The following is a 15,476-nucleotide window of genomic DNA, read 5'->3' as shown; positions in this document are numbered from 1 at the left end:
CCGCACAAGCTCGAAACAAATTCCTAAGGTGCCATCACCCTTTTCATCGACGCCCGCTGCATTGATCGCGGGGTCAAGCGATTGGAAAATGCAACGAGGTTGTTCATGAATCCAGCGATAGCCGACGCTTTGCCTTGCGACAGTGCTCGAAGGCCGGCTTCCGCGACCGGTCGCGGTTTCATGGTCAGCATGCGCAGCGCAGCCGAGATGTGAGCGCCGGCCGCTGCGTCGAACCCTGTCTCGGTGTGGCCCGGGCAAAGGCTGGTGACCGTCACGCCTCGCGAACGGAATTCATCATGCAAAGCTTCCCCCAAAGATAACACATATGCCTTGGTGGCCGCATAAGCAGCATAAGTCGGGACTGGCTGGAAGGCCAAAAGACTCGCTATGAGAAGTATGTCCCCGGACCCCCGCGCGGCCATGTCTCGCCCGAAGATATGGCTCAGTTCCGTGAGAGCCGTGATGTTGAGCTGAATCATTTCAACAGTGCGCTCAAGCGGCGTGTCCACAAAATCGCCATGAAGCCCAAACCCGGCATTGTTGACCAACATATCGATCCGCAATGCCTTTTCGTCCAAGGTGCTTTTCAAACGGGCAGCCGCACCGGATTGCGCAAGATCGATGGGCTCGACCTGAACAAAGACACCGTATTTCCGGCGAAGATCCGATGCGAGCTTTTCCATCGGTTCCCGTCGTCGCGCTACGAGGACGAGATCCATGTTCTGTGCGGCCAGCAATTCGGCAAATTCAAGTCCCAAACCGCTCGACGCGCCCGTAACCAACGCGGTCGTCGTGGAGCGGACGTCGGGGTTTCCAGTGACTATGACACCTGCGTTTTCCATTTTTTTCCTTTCGATTCTTAGACAGGAGCTGGCGAACAAGGCTTGCACGTTGCGCCGATACCCGACGGGGTCTCGGCATGAACCATGGAGTGTTGCGGCTATCGCGATTATTCCGCAGCCAACGCCAGCGGCAGTCCGGGTTCCGCGACGTGTGCGGTCGCGTAGCCGTTGTCTTCCGTCGGCTTGATCCGGAACCAGGCCGCATAGAGTGCCGGCAGGAAGAGCAGGATCATCACCGTGCCAACAGCCGTGCCGCCGATCAGCGTGTAGGCCATCGAGCCCCAGAACACCGAGTGGGTCAGCGGAATGAAGGCGAGAACCGCGGCAAGCGCCGTCAGGATGACAGGGCGTGTCCGCTGTACCGTCGCTTCGATGACCGCGTGATAGTCATCGAGACCGGCCGCCTTGTTCTCCTTGATCTGCTCGGTCAGGATGAGCGTGTTTCGCATCAGAATCCCTGCGAGCCCGATCAATCCGAGGATGGCGTTGAAGCCGAATGGCTGATTGAACAGGAGTAATGCCGGCACTGCACCCGCTAGGCCCAGCGGCGCTGTCAGCATGACCATGGTCATGGTCGACAGGCTGCGAACCTGAAGCACGATGACAATCAGCGTCGCTGCGATCATCAAAGGGAAAACCTTGACGAGAGCGACGTTCGCCTTGAGCGACTCCTCGATATTGCCACCCATTTCGATCCTATAGCTGACGGGAAGCGAGGCGATCAGCGGCTGCAGGGCGGTCATGACAGCCTGGGAAACCTCGGGCGGCTGCGTTGCCTCGTTGATATCCGAGCGAATGGTAATGACCGACATGCGATCGCGGCGCTTCGTGATCGGTTCTTCGAACGTCACCTCGGAGTGCCCGATCTGGTCGAGCGGCACGGCGCGGCCGTCCCTGCTGATCAACGAAAAGTCCCCAAGCCGCGAAGGATCGAGGCGGATTTCTCCCCCGCTGCGCGCAACCACGGGAACGTTGCGTATGTTCTCGCGGACCTGCGTGATCGGTACGCCCGACAGAAGCAGTTGCATTTGCTGGGCCGCCTCGGCCGGTGAAAGGCCGATGAGGTTCAGTCTTTCCTGATCGGGGATGAACCGGACGACAGGCGTGCGGTTACCCCAGTCGCGGTTGGCCTGGCGAACGTCCGGCACGGTTTTCATGATAGCGAGTGCCTGTTCGGAGATGTCATAGAGCTTTTTCGGGTCAGGCCCCATGATGCGGAACTCGACCGGGAACGGTGTGTATGGTCCGAACACGAGCTGGGTGACACGGACGGAGGCTTCAGGTGCGAGACCTTCGGAGATGGCCGCACGCATGCGATGCTTGAGGTCTTCGCGGGCATGCGCATCCGGCGTGAGCGCCACGATCTTGGCAAAGGCGGGGTCCGGCAGCTCCGGGGCCATGGCGAAGAAGAAGCGTGGCGCGCCCTGGCCAATATAGCTGGTGACGATCTTGGATTCCGGCTGCTGCTTCAGCCACTTTTCGAGTTTCTCGACGGTTGCGGTGGTCGTTTCGATGCTGGTGCCTTCCGGCAAACGGACTTCGACCAGAACCTCAGGACGATCCGAAGTCGGGAAGAACTGCTGCTTGACGCTGCCCATTCCAAAGACCGAAAGGCCCATGATGACGACAACGGCGGCGCAGGTCAGGAATTTACGGCGGACCGCGAACCGGATGACGGACCGCAGACGCTGATAGTTCGGTGTGCCGTAGATCGCCTCGTGGCCGCCGGTGACCGGTTTGATCTCGGGCAGCATCTTGACACCGAGATAGGGCGTGAACACCACCGCGATGATCCAAGACACGATCAGGGCGAAGCCCACGACCCAGAAGATGTTGCCGGCATACTCGCCGGCTGTCGACTTGGCAAAACCGACCGGCATCAGGCCGATGATGGTGACGAGCGTGCCCGAGAGCATGGGCGCCGCTGTATGGCTCCAGGCATAGGCGGCCGCCTTGATACGGTCCATGCCCTCTTCCATCTTCACTACCATCACTTCGATGGCGATGATCGCATCGTCGACCAGCAGACCGAGTGCGAGGATCAGAGCGCCAAGTGTGATGCGATCGAAGAACCGTCCGGTCTCCAGCATGATCAAGAACACCACGGCAAGCGTCAGCGGCACGGCAAGGGCCACGACGATGCCGACACGCCAACCCAGCGCAATCAGGCTGACGAACAGCACGACGCCGAGCGCCATGGCGAATTTCAGCATGAACTCGCCGACCGCTTCCTGGATGTTGACGGCCTGATCGCTGACCTTGGCCAGCGTCATGCCGAGCGGGAGCGACTGCGCAATAATCGCCGATCGTTCCTCAAGCGCCTTGCCCAATTCCAGACCATTCCATCCCGACTGCATCACGGCACCAAGCATGATCGCGGGTTCGCCGTCATGACGGATGATGTAGGTTGCCGGGTCTTCGTATCCCCGACGGATGTCGGCGAAATCCGACAGCTTCAAGGTGCGACCGCCGGCGACGATCGGTGTGTCGGCGATGGCCTGGATATTGTTGTAGGCGCCGTCGAAGCGGATAAAGACCTGCGGTCCGCGTGTATCGATCGAGCCGGCCGGCGTGACATTGTTCTGGTTCTGGAGAGCCGAAGCGATGCTCTGGGCCGAAACGCCGAGCGTGGCGAGCTTGGCGAACGAGAACTCGACAAAGATCTGTTCCGGACGTTCGCCGAGAATATTGATCTTCTTGACGCCCGGAACGTGCAGGAGATCCTGCCGGATGGTTTCGGCTTGACGCACGAGGTCGCGCATCGGCATGCCCTTGGCCTTCAGCGCATAAAGCCCGAAGCTGACATCCGAATATTCGTCGTTCACGAAAGGCCCGAAGACACCGGAGGGCAGGTTCCGTGCCTCGTCACCCAGTTTCTTGCGCGCCTGATAGAACTCTTCCTCGACCGCACTGGCGGGCGTGTCGTCTCTCAGCGTGACGGTCAAATACGCGTAACCCGGGCGTGTCGTGGTCTCGACACGGTCATACCAGGTCAGTTCCTGAATGCGCTTTTCCAGCGGCTCGGCGACAAGGTCCTGCATCTCGCGGGCGGTCGCCCCCGGCCAGACGGACGTCACCGTTATCGTCTTGATAGTGAAAGACGGATCTTCCGCGCGCCCGAGGCTCAAAAAGGCATAGACGCCCGCAGCCGCCAGGAGAACGATAAAAAACAGGGTGACCGCCCGCTCACGAACGGCGAGCGCGGAAAGATTGAAGCTCATCAGTTTTCCGCCTCTGCCTTTTCGACGCCGGTGTGAATCCTCTCGCCGTCGGTCAGGAGATGGGCGCCGAGTGCGACGACCGTTTCTCCCGCCTTCAAGCCGGAGACAATCGCGGCGTCCTCGCTCAACTTTTCGATTTTCAAGGGACGGAAATGCACGCTGGAAGCCTTTTCGTCCACGACCCAAGCACCCGTGCGATTGCCATCGTCGAGGATGGACCCGACCGGTATCTCTGCATGGGCGAGCGCCTCCTTGTTGGCGATCTTGATGGTCACGGTCGCGCCGATCGGCGCATCCGCAGCAGCCCCTTGCAACACCCAGCGCGTCTCGTATGTGCGCGTCTGCGGATCGGCGGAGGCGGAGATCTGGCGCAGCACCGCGTTGTCTTCAGCGTCCCGGCCGTAGATGCTCGCCTGAGCCGTCGCACCAGGCTCCGGCCTAAGGTTTTCCGGCATCCAGACCAGCGCCTCGCGCGCTCCGGCTTTCGCAAGCTTGACCACGATCTGGCCAGCCGCAACCACCTGCCCCGGCTCTGCCAAAGTTTCGACAATCGTGCCGTCGGCGTCTGCGAGCAGAATGGTGTATGTCGCCTCGTTCTCGGCGACTGCCGCCTCGGCTTTTGCCGCAGCAAGCTGTGCTGTAGCGGTGTCGAGCACCGCTTTGGCTCTCTCGTACTGCTGCGTCGAAGCCGCATTGGTCTTCACCAGTGCCGCGAAGCGCCTTTCATCGCTAACTGCCTGGACATATGTTGCCTGTGCTGCGGCGACTGCGTTGCGCTTTGCCATTTGGGCAAGACGCAGATCGGTTCCGTCGATTTTCATCAGCTGCTGTCCGGCCTTGACGTCCTCACCGAGATTGACGAGCCGCTCGACGATCTTGCCCGGAACGCGGAAGCCGAGATCGCTTTGAACCCTCGTCGCGATCGTTCCGGTAAAGCTGCGTGAAACACTGTCGGGTGTTCTGACCTTGACGACGCTAACGAAGGGAATTGCGGTTCTCGGATCGGCAGTTGCCGACACTTTTTCCGTGGGCCAGAACACGGCCGCCGCCGCTGTGGCCGCGCCTGCAATGACCACCGCTGCGGTGAGGAGGAACTTGGCTTTCATGGACCGACCCTTTTTCCGTCAAGCCAGCATGGACTGCTGTGCGGAGATCCCCGCTGTCGCGCCTTGCGATATGGCCGTGGTAACAGAGGGCATGCCGGGGTTGGCGAGGTCGCCGGCGGCGTAGATGCCGGGCACGCTGGTTTCGCGGCGCTCGTCGACTTTGAGGGCTATACCGGTTGGCGTATTGACCGTGGCGAGGCCCAGCGGCTCATGCAGAGGCGCGGACGGCGTGTTACGTGGATGCGCGAACAGGATGTCGACAGCGACATCAAAGCCGGTGTCGAGTCTGATGGTGGCATTGTGGCCCCCATGATGGGCGACTTCAGTGATCCGGCCTTGGACGAGAGGCGTGTTGCGACGCTCCAGATCGGCTCGAATATCCGGCGCAATGTCGTGACCATCGGCGAAGACGGTCAACGTGTCGGTCCAATCGTGGAACAGCCTGACCTGATTCATCGACTGCGGGCCGGACCAGACGAGGCCCCAATGTTGGCCAGCGACTTCAAAGCCATCGCAATAGGGGCAAGGCACGATGGCCGTACCCCAGCTCTCGGCATAGCCCGAGACATCGGGCATCTGGTCCACCACGCCATAGCTCAGGATCAGACGCCGCGCACTCAGGCTTTCGCCGTCACCGGTGCTGACGGTAAAATTGTCGATGGCGCCGGAGATACCGTCGGCACGGGCGTTGAACAGCGTGACCGTGGGATAACGCGCCAGTTGGTGTCGCGCCTCGGCCAGGATGTCCATCGGGGGCTTGTGATCGTGCCCGAGCAGACCATGCGAGTGACCGGCGAAGCGATTGCGTTGCAGACCGGTGTCGAGAACCGTGACCTTGCGACGGGCCCGACCGAGCTGAAGGGCGGCGGCGAGACCGGCAAAGCTGCCGCCGATGATGATGACGTCATTCATGATAGGCTCCGCGTTCACTCTTTGGCTTGCTTTGGCTTGAACATTTCAAATACTATGTGGTATCGTAATTCATGAATTATGATACTGTCAAGGATCGCAATTGCCATGAATGAAAATATTCCGAACCGGCGCGGCCGGCCCGCCAACGAGGGGCTTAGCCAGACGATCGTCGACGCTGCGTGCGAACTGTTTGTGGAATTGGGGTTTCAGGCGACAACCCTCGACAAGGTTGCCAGACGAGCAAAGATATCCAAGCTCAGCATCTACAGGCACTTCGAGAACAAGGAAGCGCTGTTCAGCGCGGCCATCTCGGCCCGCTGCCGTCAGCTTACACCACAAGCCCTTTTTGAAGGCGTCAACGGTTCCGCCGAGCAGCAGCTCATGGCTGCTGGGTCATCCCTGCTCCGCATGCTGATGAGCCCGGACGTTCGCAGTGTCGAAGCAACCGTCGTGGCAGACAAGACGAACCAACAATCATTGAGCAAGCTCTTTTACGAAGCCGGCCCTATGCGTGTCACCGCTCAGATTGAGGCGCTGCTGCGTCAGTTGCACGCAAAAGCAGCTCTAAATGTACCAGACCCTCACCAGTCAGCCCGCTTGTTCGGAGCGCTCATCAAGGGCTCCGATCTCCTGCTTATCGCACGCTTCGATGCGGCGGAGGCGGAAGACGACAGTGAAATAGAATCCTATTGCCGGTCAGCCGTCGCCATGTTCATCGCCGCGCACCGCGGCAACAGCGCTATTGCGGATGGGCAGGTTAGCGCCGATCAGGCAAAGGATAGCGTATGACAGATGAGAATGTTTTCCGGGTAGCCGACTGGAATGGCCAGAGCTGAGAGCGTTGGGTGGCTTACCAAATCCGGCTCGATGCCATGATGACGGCGTTCGGTTAGGCGGCGATCGACGATGCGGCGCGAGCCAAAGCTGAAGGCGCAGTGGACGTCGGGCGCCCGCGCAGGATCGACCACTATGGATCCCGCCGCCCGCGTCGGCTCGAATGGCCATGTGCTCGGCGTGGACATATCCGAATCGGTGATTGATAGAGCATGAGCTCGAAGCCTGATATCCCAGGTCTTTAATGGATTTAAGCCTAGGCGTGCAGCTTTGCTCTAAGCTGTTGATTTCTGTGGATTGGAATCGTGAGTCAACGTAGAGCGCGACGTTGCCTTTGGCCAAGCAATCAGGCGAGGAGGTCCGTAACTGTAATCTCGATTACCTCTTTCTAGCTCCACCCGGAAGGTTGCGCCCACAATCGCCCAGAGCGATGTAGTGCGATCTTGCCTCAGACTACAAAATCGTCACCATCTCGCGGAAAGGTGCTCTGATGGAACGAAGCTCCCTGGCAATGCCGTGATGGGCGGCGGGGTGCAAACGCTCTCCTTAAGATAATGAAGCGCGGTCATAAACCCATGCCGTGAAAATGGCTTTGGAATAACCCCGTGCGCACCGCTGAAATCATCGGGAATTTTCTTTGGATTTGCGGTCACGAATATGATGATCGTGTTGCTCCACCGCTTCTGGATCAGAGAACAGACCTGGAGGCCGGTGGTGTCAAGCGCAAGCTGCATGTCGACGAATGCGATGTCGGGAGAATGCGCCGGATCGAGCGCCTCAACATCGTAAAGCGACGCCGCTTCCGCCATCACGCGATGGCCCGCATCCTCAACCATCATTTCAACGTCCATGGCAAGCAGTGGCTCATCCTCGACAATAAGCACGCTCAATGGGGGCTTTGGCCTTTCCATTTTTAATTCCGATCATTCAGGTGAATGGTCACACTCGTACCGGGGTCGAGATTCGCCCATTCCACCGTTGCCCCAGTCTGCTTCGTTAGACGCTCGACAAGCATCCGCCCGAGCCCCTTCGACGGTTCGTCCGAAAGGCCGATGCCATTGTCCTCTACACGGATTTCCGCACCGTTAGCGGTGGATTTTCCGGAAAGCGTCAAGATCCCCGCGCGCCCTTCGCGAAGGCCGTGCTTGATGGCGTTTGTGAGGATTTCATTGAGAACCAGCCCAAGGGAAGAGGCGTGACCGGCAGGGATCAGGATCGGCTCCAGATCCGTTGCCAGCAAGATATCCGATCGCCCGCTTGAGCCGATAACATCTTGCGCAAGCGTCACCGCAAACGCACTGATGTCGAACTTGGTCACGTCGTCCGACTGGTAAAGTGTCCGATGAACGGTTGCCAGGGCGTCGATCCGCTCCATCATCGCCTCGAGTTTGGCCGTAATCTCCGGATCCCCGATCGTACGCGACTGTAGCCGAAGCAGCGAACCTATCATGGTGAGGTTGTTTTTGACCCGATGGTCGACCTCATGCAGGAGCAACGTCTTCGCTTCCAGCGCAGCTTCAAGCTGACTGGTCCTCCTGGCGACTTCGTTCTCGATCTCCTCTTTTTGCGCAACCGCGCGGTCTTTGGCAGCGACATGGTTGGTTACATCAAGCTGAGATGCAAAGAAGAACTGGATGGAACTATCGTCGCTGCGGACCGGGCTGAGATAAAGCGCATTCCAGAAAGTGGAGCCGTCCTTGCGATAGTTCAATAACTCGATGGCAATGCTCTCGCCCCTCGAAATCGCCTCCCTTATTTTGTCGGTCGAACGTTGGTCAGTAGCAGGGCCTTGCAGAAAACGACAGTTCCGCCCAAGAACCTCGTCCTGGGCGTATCCCGTCAGCTTTTGGAACGCCTCGTTGCAAAAAACAATCGGGTTGTCCGGCTTGGACGGATCGGTGATCACCATCGCCATTCTGGTGGCGCGCACGGCGGCAGCGAACGGGTCGCCACGACCATGGTCGTAGTGAAGCCTGCCTGTCAGGTGCCAATCATCGCGTTGATCCACCAGTACCCCCACCGTTCCTTCCACAAAATTCAGCGTCATTTAACGCGATGTCGAGCATTCTGGTTCCAGTGAAGATACTGAATTTCTTGTCGTATGCCATCTGTTGACACAGCCCCTTACCGGTGGCACGAACGGCCATGGTCCATCGTCAGTCACGCAACGTATCGCTCACCCCCGAGCTTGAGGGTTTCATCAACGAACGCCTGGCATCCGGCGACTTTGCCAATGCCAGCGAGGTCGTGCGCGCGGGCCTGCGAGCCCTCAGAGACGCAGATGCAAAGCCGAGGTCGGCTCCTGTTTCCGGCTGGCCTATCGGCGGTGGTGAGTGCGGCAACCTCATCAGGACGAAGGACTGGGCCAACAATGTCCTTGGCGCGGTTGACGGCTGGTCCCTCGAATTGCGGGCGACTGTCGCCAATATCGTGAATTCCCCTGTCGCGAAGGTGCTTATGTGGGGCGACGAGCACGTCATGCTGTACAACGACGCCTATCGGGAGATTGCTGGGGAGCGCCATCCTTCGGCACTGGGAACACCCGTGGCGAAAGCCTTTCCGGAGGTCTGGGACTGGAATCGGCCTATACTGGAAGCCGGCCTGAACGGTGAGACCGTGTTTCATCGCGACCAGCCGATCGTGTTTCAGCGTCCGGACGGTCCCCAGACGATGATACTGGACCTCTTCTACACACCGGTTTACGAAGCGAGTGGAACGGTCGGCGGCGTGATGTGCACGATCGTTGACAACAGCGCGAGGATTTCCGCGGAGAAGAAACTCGCCGAGCGAGAGGCGGAGCTGCGCCGGGTCACCGATGCTGTGCCGATGCTGATCTCCTACGTCGATCGCGATCACATCTACCGCTTTGCCAACGCCGCCTATCGCGACTGGTTCGATGTCGATCCTCAAACTATGGTCGGCCGACATGTCGAGAGCATGATCGGCAAACAGGCCTATGCCGACCGCAGAGCCTCGATCGATCGGGGACTGGCCGGTGAAACCTTTACGGCCGAAACGGATATGCCCAAGGCCGACGGCTCGGTCCGGCGCCTGGAGGTCCGATATGTGCCCCATGTCGAACCGGACGGCTCAATTCCTGGTGTGCATATTCTCGGCATCGACATTCAAGAGCGTGCCGCGCGCGAGGCCGCGATCGAGTTCAGCAACGCCCGCTTCCGAACTGCCATGGACGCTGTCCACGGGATATTATGGACGAACAGCGCCGACGGCCGCATGGTTGGAGAGCAACCAGGGTGGGCTGCCCTGACCGGGCAAGCACCGGAAGAATATCACGGATACGGCTGGTCAAACGCGGTCCACCCTGACGATACGGCTGGAAGCGTCGCGGCCTGGCAGCAGGCCGTCGCAACGAAAACCATGTTCGTCTATGAACACCGGGTTCGTAGATATGATGGCTCGTGGCGCCAGTTTGCGGTTCGGGCGCTGCCCATTCTCGACAGGAACGGGGACATCCTCGAATGGGTTGGCGTGCACACCGACATCACGCACCAGCGCGCGGCTGAAGCCGCACTGCGCGAGCAGGCAGATGCATTGGCGCGGCAAGTGCGCCATCGCGAGCGGGCGGAAGAACAGCTGCGGCAGCTGAACGAAACGCTTGAGGCGCGGGTTATCACGGAAATTGCCGAGCGCCGGCAGACGGAAATCAAGCTCGCGCAATCACAGAAGATGGAAGCCGTCGGCAAGCTGACGGGCGGCGTGGCGCACGACTTCAACAATCTCCTCCAGGTCGTATCCGGGAATCTGGCTTTGCTCTCCAAGGATATCGCCGGAAACGAACGCGCCGAGAAACGTGTCGCAAACGCTATGGCCGGTGTCAGCCGCGGCGCGAAACTGGCAAGTCAGTTGCTTGCGTTCGGCCGTCGTCAGGCGCTCGAACCGAAGGTCGTCAACATCAGCCGCTTTGTGCAAGGCATGGACGACATGCTTCGCAGGGCAATCGGCGAGGCTGTCGAGGTGGAGACGGTCGTCACCGGAGGGCTCTGGAACACGTTCATCGATCCCGCGCAGATCGAGAACGCGGTTCTCAACCTCGCCATCAACGCGCGTGACGCGATGGACGGCCGCGGCAAGCTGACGATCGAGCTGTCAAACGCGCATCTTGACGAGCTTTATGCGCGCACGCATGACGAGGTCACGCCCGGCCAGTACGTCCTGCTCGCCGTCACCGATACCGGGACCGGCATGCCGCCGGAAATTATCGACAAGGTCTTTGAACCGTTCTTTTCGACGAAGGCGGAGGGAAAGGGATCCGGTCTCGGCCTGTCGATGGTCTACGGCTTCGTCAAGCAATCCGGCGGCCACGTAAAAATCTATTCGGAAATCGGTCACGGCACGACGATCAAGCTTTATCTTCCACGAGCCCTCGAGTCGGAAGATATGGAGATCAACGTCGACAACGGGCCGATTGCCGGCGGAACGGAAACGGTTCTTGTCGTCGAGGATGACGAGGAGGTGCGGGAAACGGTTGTCGCCCTCCTTGCAGATCTCGGCTACCGCGTGCTGAAGGCGGTAGACGCCGCCAGCGCGCTGAACGTCATCGACAGCGGCATACCCATCGATATCCTGTTCACCGATGTGGTCATGCCCGGCACATTGAAAAGCCCGGAGCTGGCGCGCAAGGCCAAGGAGCGCCTGCCGGATATCGCCGTGCTCTTCACCTCGGGTTATACAGAAAACTCCATCGTTCATGGCGGAAAGCTCGATGCCGGCGTGGAACTCCTCTCCAAACCCTATACACGGGATGCCTTGGCGCGAAAGTTCCGGCACGTCATCAACAACCAGCGGCAGAGGTCCGACGCCGTGCTCTCGCCGCCACCGGCCCCCAAGCTGCGTGAGACGTCGCCCGCACCCGTTGTCCAGTTTACGATCATTCTTGTTGAAGACGATGCGCTGATCCGGATGAACACGTCCGATATCCTGAAGGACGCAGGCCACATCGTCGTTGATGCAGGGAGCGCCGAAGAAGCCATGGCTGCGCTGGAAACGGTTCCCTTCGACGTCCTCGTCACGGACATCAGCCTTCCGGGCGTCTCGGGCAAGGTTCTTGCGGAGCGGGCTCGTGCTTTGCGGCCTTCATCGAGGATCATCTTTGCGACCGGGGACGCTTCTGCTGTGCGCGATTCCGACGGATTCGTCCTCTGCAAGCCTTATGATGCAGAACAGCTTGGCCGTGCGCTCATGGAAACAAGCGCGCAAGCCCCATCGCGCGACCGGGCAGACGAGGTGGATGCGGCGAAATAGTTTTCACCGCAGGCGACGGAAAGTCCAAGGATCCTCCAATGAACGACGAACCCGAGCCTCCACGCATCAACCGGGGCAGCCTCCAGAAACTCATTGGCGGGCTAAGCGACGGTATCATACTTCTTGATAAGGCAGGCGCGATCGTTTGGGCCAATGACTCCGCGATCGTCATGCATCGCGCAAATGCGATTGAGGAACTCGGTGGGGATGCAACCGAGTATCGACGTCGATTCACATTGCGATACCGTAACAACCATCCGCTGGAAGAAGGCCAGTACCCGATAGAACGGCTGCTGGCCGGCGAGACAATCGACGATGTTACGCTCGAAGTCTCGCCATCCACCGATCTCGATCTTGTCTGGGTGCACACCGTCCGCAGCATGATCATCTCGGACATCGGGGACAAAGCGGATGTGCTCGCTCTCATCCTGCGCGATGAAACGCCGCGCTTCGAGGCCGAAGAAAGATTTGAACGCTCCTTCAACGCCAATCCTGCTCCCGGCCTGATCTGCCGTCTGGAAGACAATCGATTCATTCGCGTGAATGGGGGCTTTCTCGAGATGACGGGCTTCAGCAGGGAGGATGTCATCGGCAAGACCGTGGACGCCGTCGGGCTGTTCTCGAACTGTGAAACCGGAGAAGACGCTCTTCTGAAACTAAGCGAAAGGCGCGTGATCCGCCACCGCGAGGCACTCGTTCCGCTTCCCAACGGTGGTGACCGGCTTGTGATTGTCGCCGGGGAACCGATTTCCGTGATCGAAGAGCCGTGCATGCTGTTCACCTTTGCGGATCTGGACGCCCGCAGGAAAGCCCAGAACGCCCTGCGCCAGAGCGAGGAGCGGTTCTCAAAATCCTTCCGGCTTTCGCCGGCACCCGCCGCGATATCCCGTCTCGACGATTTTGTGTTCGTGGAGGCGAATGACGCTTTCCTGCAGACTTCCGGATATGCTTTGACGGAAGTCGTCAGCCGGACAGCGGCAGAACTCAAACTCTGGGAAGATACCGCAGCTCGGAGAACACTGGAGCAGAAGCTGCGCGACAACACCTTTGTTAGAAACGAGCCGCTGCGCATGAAGCAGAAGGACGGCGGAACGGCCGACTGTCTCGTCTCCGCCGAAAGGGTGGAGATCAATGACGAGCAATGTGTGATCTGGGCTCTTCAGGATGTCACCGAACGCAGTCGCAGCGAGGCCCAACTGGTCGAAGCAATCGAGAGTGTCATGGCAGACACGTCATGGTTCAGCCGCTCGATCGTCGACCGTCTGGCAACGCTCAAACAGGGCTCGACCGCGGTCCCCACAGCCAGCCTGATGGAACTGAGTGAAAGGGAGCGCGAAATCCTCGGCTTGATCTGCGTCGGAAAAAGTGATGCGGAGATGGCCAAAAGCCTGCATCTCTCAAAGAACACCATACGCAACCACGTCACATCTCTTTATGGAAAGATCGGCGTCAACAGACGCGCTGCCGCGGTGATCTGGGCACGCGAGCGGGGTTTTACGGGTGCGCCTAACCGAAAAGCTGCCGTTCGCCCGAAAGACACAAAAAGTAGTTCGAGTCGCTAAAAAAGGTCACGAACTACTAGCCGTGTTAGTATTTTCAAATCTCAAAATCCTTCAAACGCTGGCCCATTTTCGATGACATGACACCGGCAAGTCCGGCGTCAGGTCTTTAAGAATGAACAACGTGGAAAGGATATACCATGGACAAGAATCGTATCGAAGGCGCCGCCAAGGAGCTGAAAGGCACCATCAAGGAAGCCGCTGGCAAGCTGACGGGCAACAAGAAGCTCGAAGCCGAAGGCAAGGTCGATAAGGCGGCAGGCGAAGCGCAGAGCGCCGTCGGCAAAGGCAAGGACGCGGTCAGGGACGCCCTGAAGTAAGTTTGCAAAATCAGGCTCGCTCGGGCGAGCCTGATCACGTCCGGAGGCTGAGATGATGCTGTTTTCACCGCCTATGGTGTCACTGTCGCCATCGCCCGACCAATTTTCGATCGGCCCGGCGATAAGGTGCCTCTTGTCCTATTCAGAGGACCTCTGCGACTGTGCGATCGATGTCGAAGTTATCGAACGCGCGGTTCTATTGACCGGATACGCGTCATCCGATTGGGCGGTCGCAAGGGCAATCGAGATAGTTGCTGGTTTCACGTCAAGACGCGTGGTCTGCCGCATTCACGTGGCGAGCTAGACCGGCTCATAGCGCTCTTAGCAAGCACTCCCGTTACAATTTATCAATCGAGGACTATTCCATGACAGACTCTGATCAAGTCGTTCGCAGTTCGGACAGGCTTTCATCACCCAATCTGCATGGAAATGTTCTTCTCAACAGGATCTCGTGGGGCGCGGTCCTCGCCGGTGTTGCCGTCGCGCTTTCCGTTCAGGTTCTTCTCAACCTTCTGGGCGTCGGCATCGGTGCGTCTGTGATTGACCCGGCAACCTCCGATAATCCGTCGGCCGGCGCCTTCTCTACGGTCGGGGTCATCTGGTTTGTGGTCGCCGGCGTTGTCGCGTCTTTCATTGGCGGTTACATCGCCAGCCGCCTGTCCGGGCGCCCGGTCAAATCGACCGGCGGTTATCACGGGCTGACCTCATGGGCCGTCACGACGCTGCTGGCTCTCTATCTCCTGACAACGTCGATCGGCGCACTCGTCGGCGGGGCTTTCAGCGGACTGGGCAGCATGCTCGTAGGCCTGGGCCGGACGGCGGCGACGACCGTCACGGCAGCAGCGCCCGTCGTGGCCAATGTCGACAATCCGTTTTCAGACATCGAGCAGCAGATCCGGTCTGTGACGAACGGCAATGATCCTCAGGCTCTGCGCGACGCGGCCGTCGCGGCTGTGCAGGCCGCCGTCTCCGGTGACCAGGCCAGAGCGGACGACGCGCGCCACCGGGCTGCCGACGCGTTGGCACGCGCTCAAGACATTCCCTTGGATCAGGCCAAGTCGCAGGTGGCGCAATATGAGGTTCAGTACAAGCAGGCGGTAGAAACGGCGAAGCAGAAAGCCGTCGACACGGCCGAGGCGGCAACCAAAATCGTTGCTGCCGGTGCTATCCTCGCATTTGCAGCCCTCTTGCTTGGTGCGGTTGCGTCCTGGTTCGGCGGCGCAATGGGAACAAAATTGAGTTACAATGCTGCGAGTACCCGCGGTCAGGATTGATACTTCCAACATGGGTCACGAACAGTTTCCGCCAGCGATAGGAAAGCTGGCGGAAATTTACCGCTCAGACCTGCTTTACAGCGCTCCATTTCCAATCACGGCCTTGCTTTCCGCGTATCCGATATCTAATTGAACGATGGAGAAGT

The 15,476-nt window shown here is 59.4% G+C and carries 11 protein-coding genes and 1 pseudogene; 6 read left to right on the top strand and 6 right to left on the bottom strand.

The window, feature by feature from the left end:
- Nucleotides 1-23 precede the first annotated feature (23 nt).
- From MUU55_RS26615 to MUU55_RS26600, 4 genes are all read right to left on the bottom strand, one after another.
- Nucleotides 24-842: an SDR family NAD(P)-dependent oxidoreductase gene (locus tag MUU55_RS26615; RefSeq protein ID WP_244763799.1), complete on the bottom strand. Its 819-nt coding sequence runs from the start codon at nucleotides 840-842 to the stop codon at nucleotides 24-26.
- A 107-nt stretch (nucleotides 843-949) separates the two neighbouring features.
- A complete protein-coding gene (locus MUU55_RS26610) occupies nucleotides 950-4,063 on the bottom strand; it encodes an efflux RND transporter permease subunit (RefSeq protein WP_244763798.1) in 3,114 nt (1,037 codons plus the stop codon).
- Nucleotides 4,063-5,169, bottom strand: coding sequence for an efflux RND transporter periplasmic adaptor subunit (locus MUU55_RS26605; RefSeq protein WP_244763797.1), 1,107 nt, complete (start codon nucleotides 5,167-5,169; stop codon nucleotides 4,063-4,065). Before MUU55_RS26605 ends, MUU55_RS26610 begins: the two co-directional genes overlap by 1 nt.
- Before the next feature lie 18 nt (nucleotides 5,170-5,187).
- Complete coding sequence (locus tag MUU55_RS26600) at nucleotides 5,188-6,081, bottom strand: NAD(P)/FAD-dependent oxidoreductase (RefSeq protein WP_244763796.1); 894 nt, start codon at nucleotides 6,079-6,081, stop codon at nucleotides 5,188-5,190.
- 105 nt (nucleotides 6,082-6,186) lie between these two features.
- Here MUU55_RS26600 and MUU55_RS26595 point away from each other — a divergent pair, with 105 nt between their 5' ends.
- Together MUU55_RS26595 and MUU55_RS26590 are read left to right on the top strand one after the other, a co-directional pair.
- On the top strand, nucleotides 6,187-6,870 hold the full coding sequence (locus MUU55_RS26595) for a TetR/AcrR family transcriptional regulator (protein WP_244763795.1): 684 nt from the start codon (nucleotides 6,187-6,189) through the stop codon (nucleotides 6,868-6,870).
- Nucleotides 6,871-6,926: 56 nt separating this feature from the next.
- A pseudogene (locus MUU55_RS26590) lies at nucleotides 6,927-7,128 on the top strand (SAM-dependent methyltransferase); the annotation flags it as partial.
- A 251-nt stretch (nucleotides 7,129-7,379) separates the two neighbouring features.
- Here MUU55_RS26590 and MUU55_RS26585 read toward each other — a convergent pair.
- Both MUU55_RS26585 and MUU55_RS26580 read right to left on the bottom strand, forming a co-directional pair.
- The gene (locus MUU55_RS26585; protein WP_244763794.1) at nucleotides 7,380-7,826 is read right to left on the bottom strand and encodes a response regulator; all 447 of its coding nucleotides are present in this window, start codon (nucleotides 7,824-7,826) and stop codon (nucleotides 7,380-7,382) included.
- 2 nt (nucleotides 7,827-7,828) lie between these two features.
- Nucleotides 7,829-8,962: a PAS domain-containing protein gene (locus MUU55_RS26580; RefSeq protein ID WP_244763793.1), complete on the bottom strand. Its 1,134-nt coding sequence runs from the start codon at nucleotides 8,960-8,962 to the stop codon at nucleotides 7,829-7,831.
- A 98-nt stretch (nucleotides 8,963-9,060) separates the two neighbouring features.
- Here MUU55_RS26580 and MUU55_RS26575 point away from each other — a divergent pair, with 98 nt between their 5' ends.
- The 4 genes from MUU55_RS26575 to MUU55_RS26560 all read left to right on the top strand — a co-directional run bounded on the left by MUU55_RS26575 (nucleotide 9,061) and on the right by MUU55_RS26560 (nucleotide 15,330).
- Complete coding sequence (locus MUU55_RS26575; protein WP_244763792.1) at nucleotides 9,061-12,177, top strand: type II toxin-antitoxin system ParD family antitoxin; 3,117 nt, start codon at nucleotides 9,061-9,063, stop codon at nucleotides 12,175-12,177.
- A 38-nt stretch (nucleotides 12,178-12,215) separates the two neighbouring features.
- Nucleotides 12,216-13,739, top strand: coding sequence for a helix-turn-helix transcriptional regulator (locus MUU55_RS26570; RefSeq protein ID WP_244763791.1), 1,524 nt, complete (start codon nucleotides 12,216-12,218; stop codon nucleotides 13,737-13,739).
- A gap of 137 nt (nucleotides 13,740-13,876) precedes the next feature.
- Nucleotides 13,877-14,056 (top strand): CsbD family protein, encoded by a 180-nt coding sequence (locus tag MUU55_RS26565; RefSeq protein WP_244763790.1) that lies wholly within the window; start codon nucleotides 13,877-13,879, stop codon nucleotides 14,054-14,056.
- Nucleotides 14,057-14,421: 365 nt separating this feature from the next.
- Nucleotides 14,422-15,330, top strand: coding sequence for a PhnA-like protein (locus MUU55_RS26560; protein ID WP_244763789.1), 909 nt, complete (start codon nucleotides 14,422-14,424; stop codon nucleotides 15,328-15,330).
- Nucleotides 15,331-15,476: the final 146 nt, after the last annotated feature.

The sequence above is a fragment of the Shinella curvata genome, from assembly GCF_022899935.1.
GTDB lineage: Bacteria > Pseudomonadota > Alphaproteobacteria > Rhizobiales > Rhizobiaceae > Shinella > Shinella curvata.
This window is presented reverse-complemented; position numbering and strand designations above follow the sequence as displayed.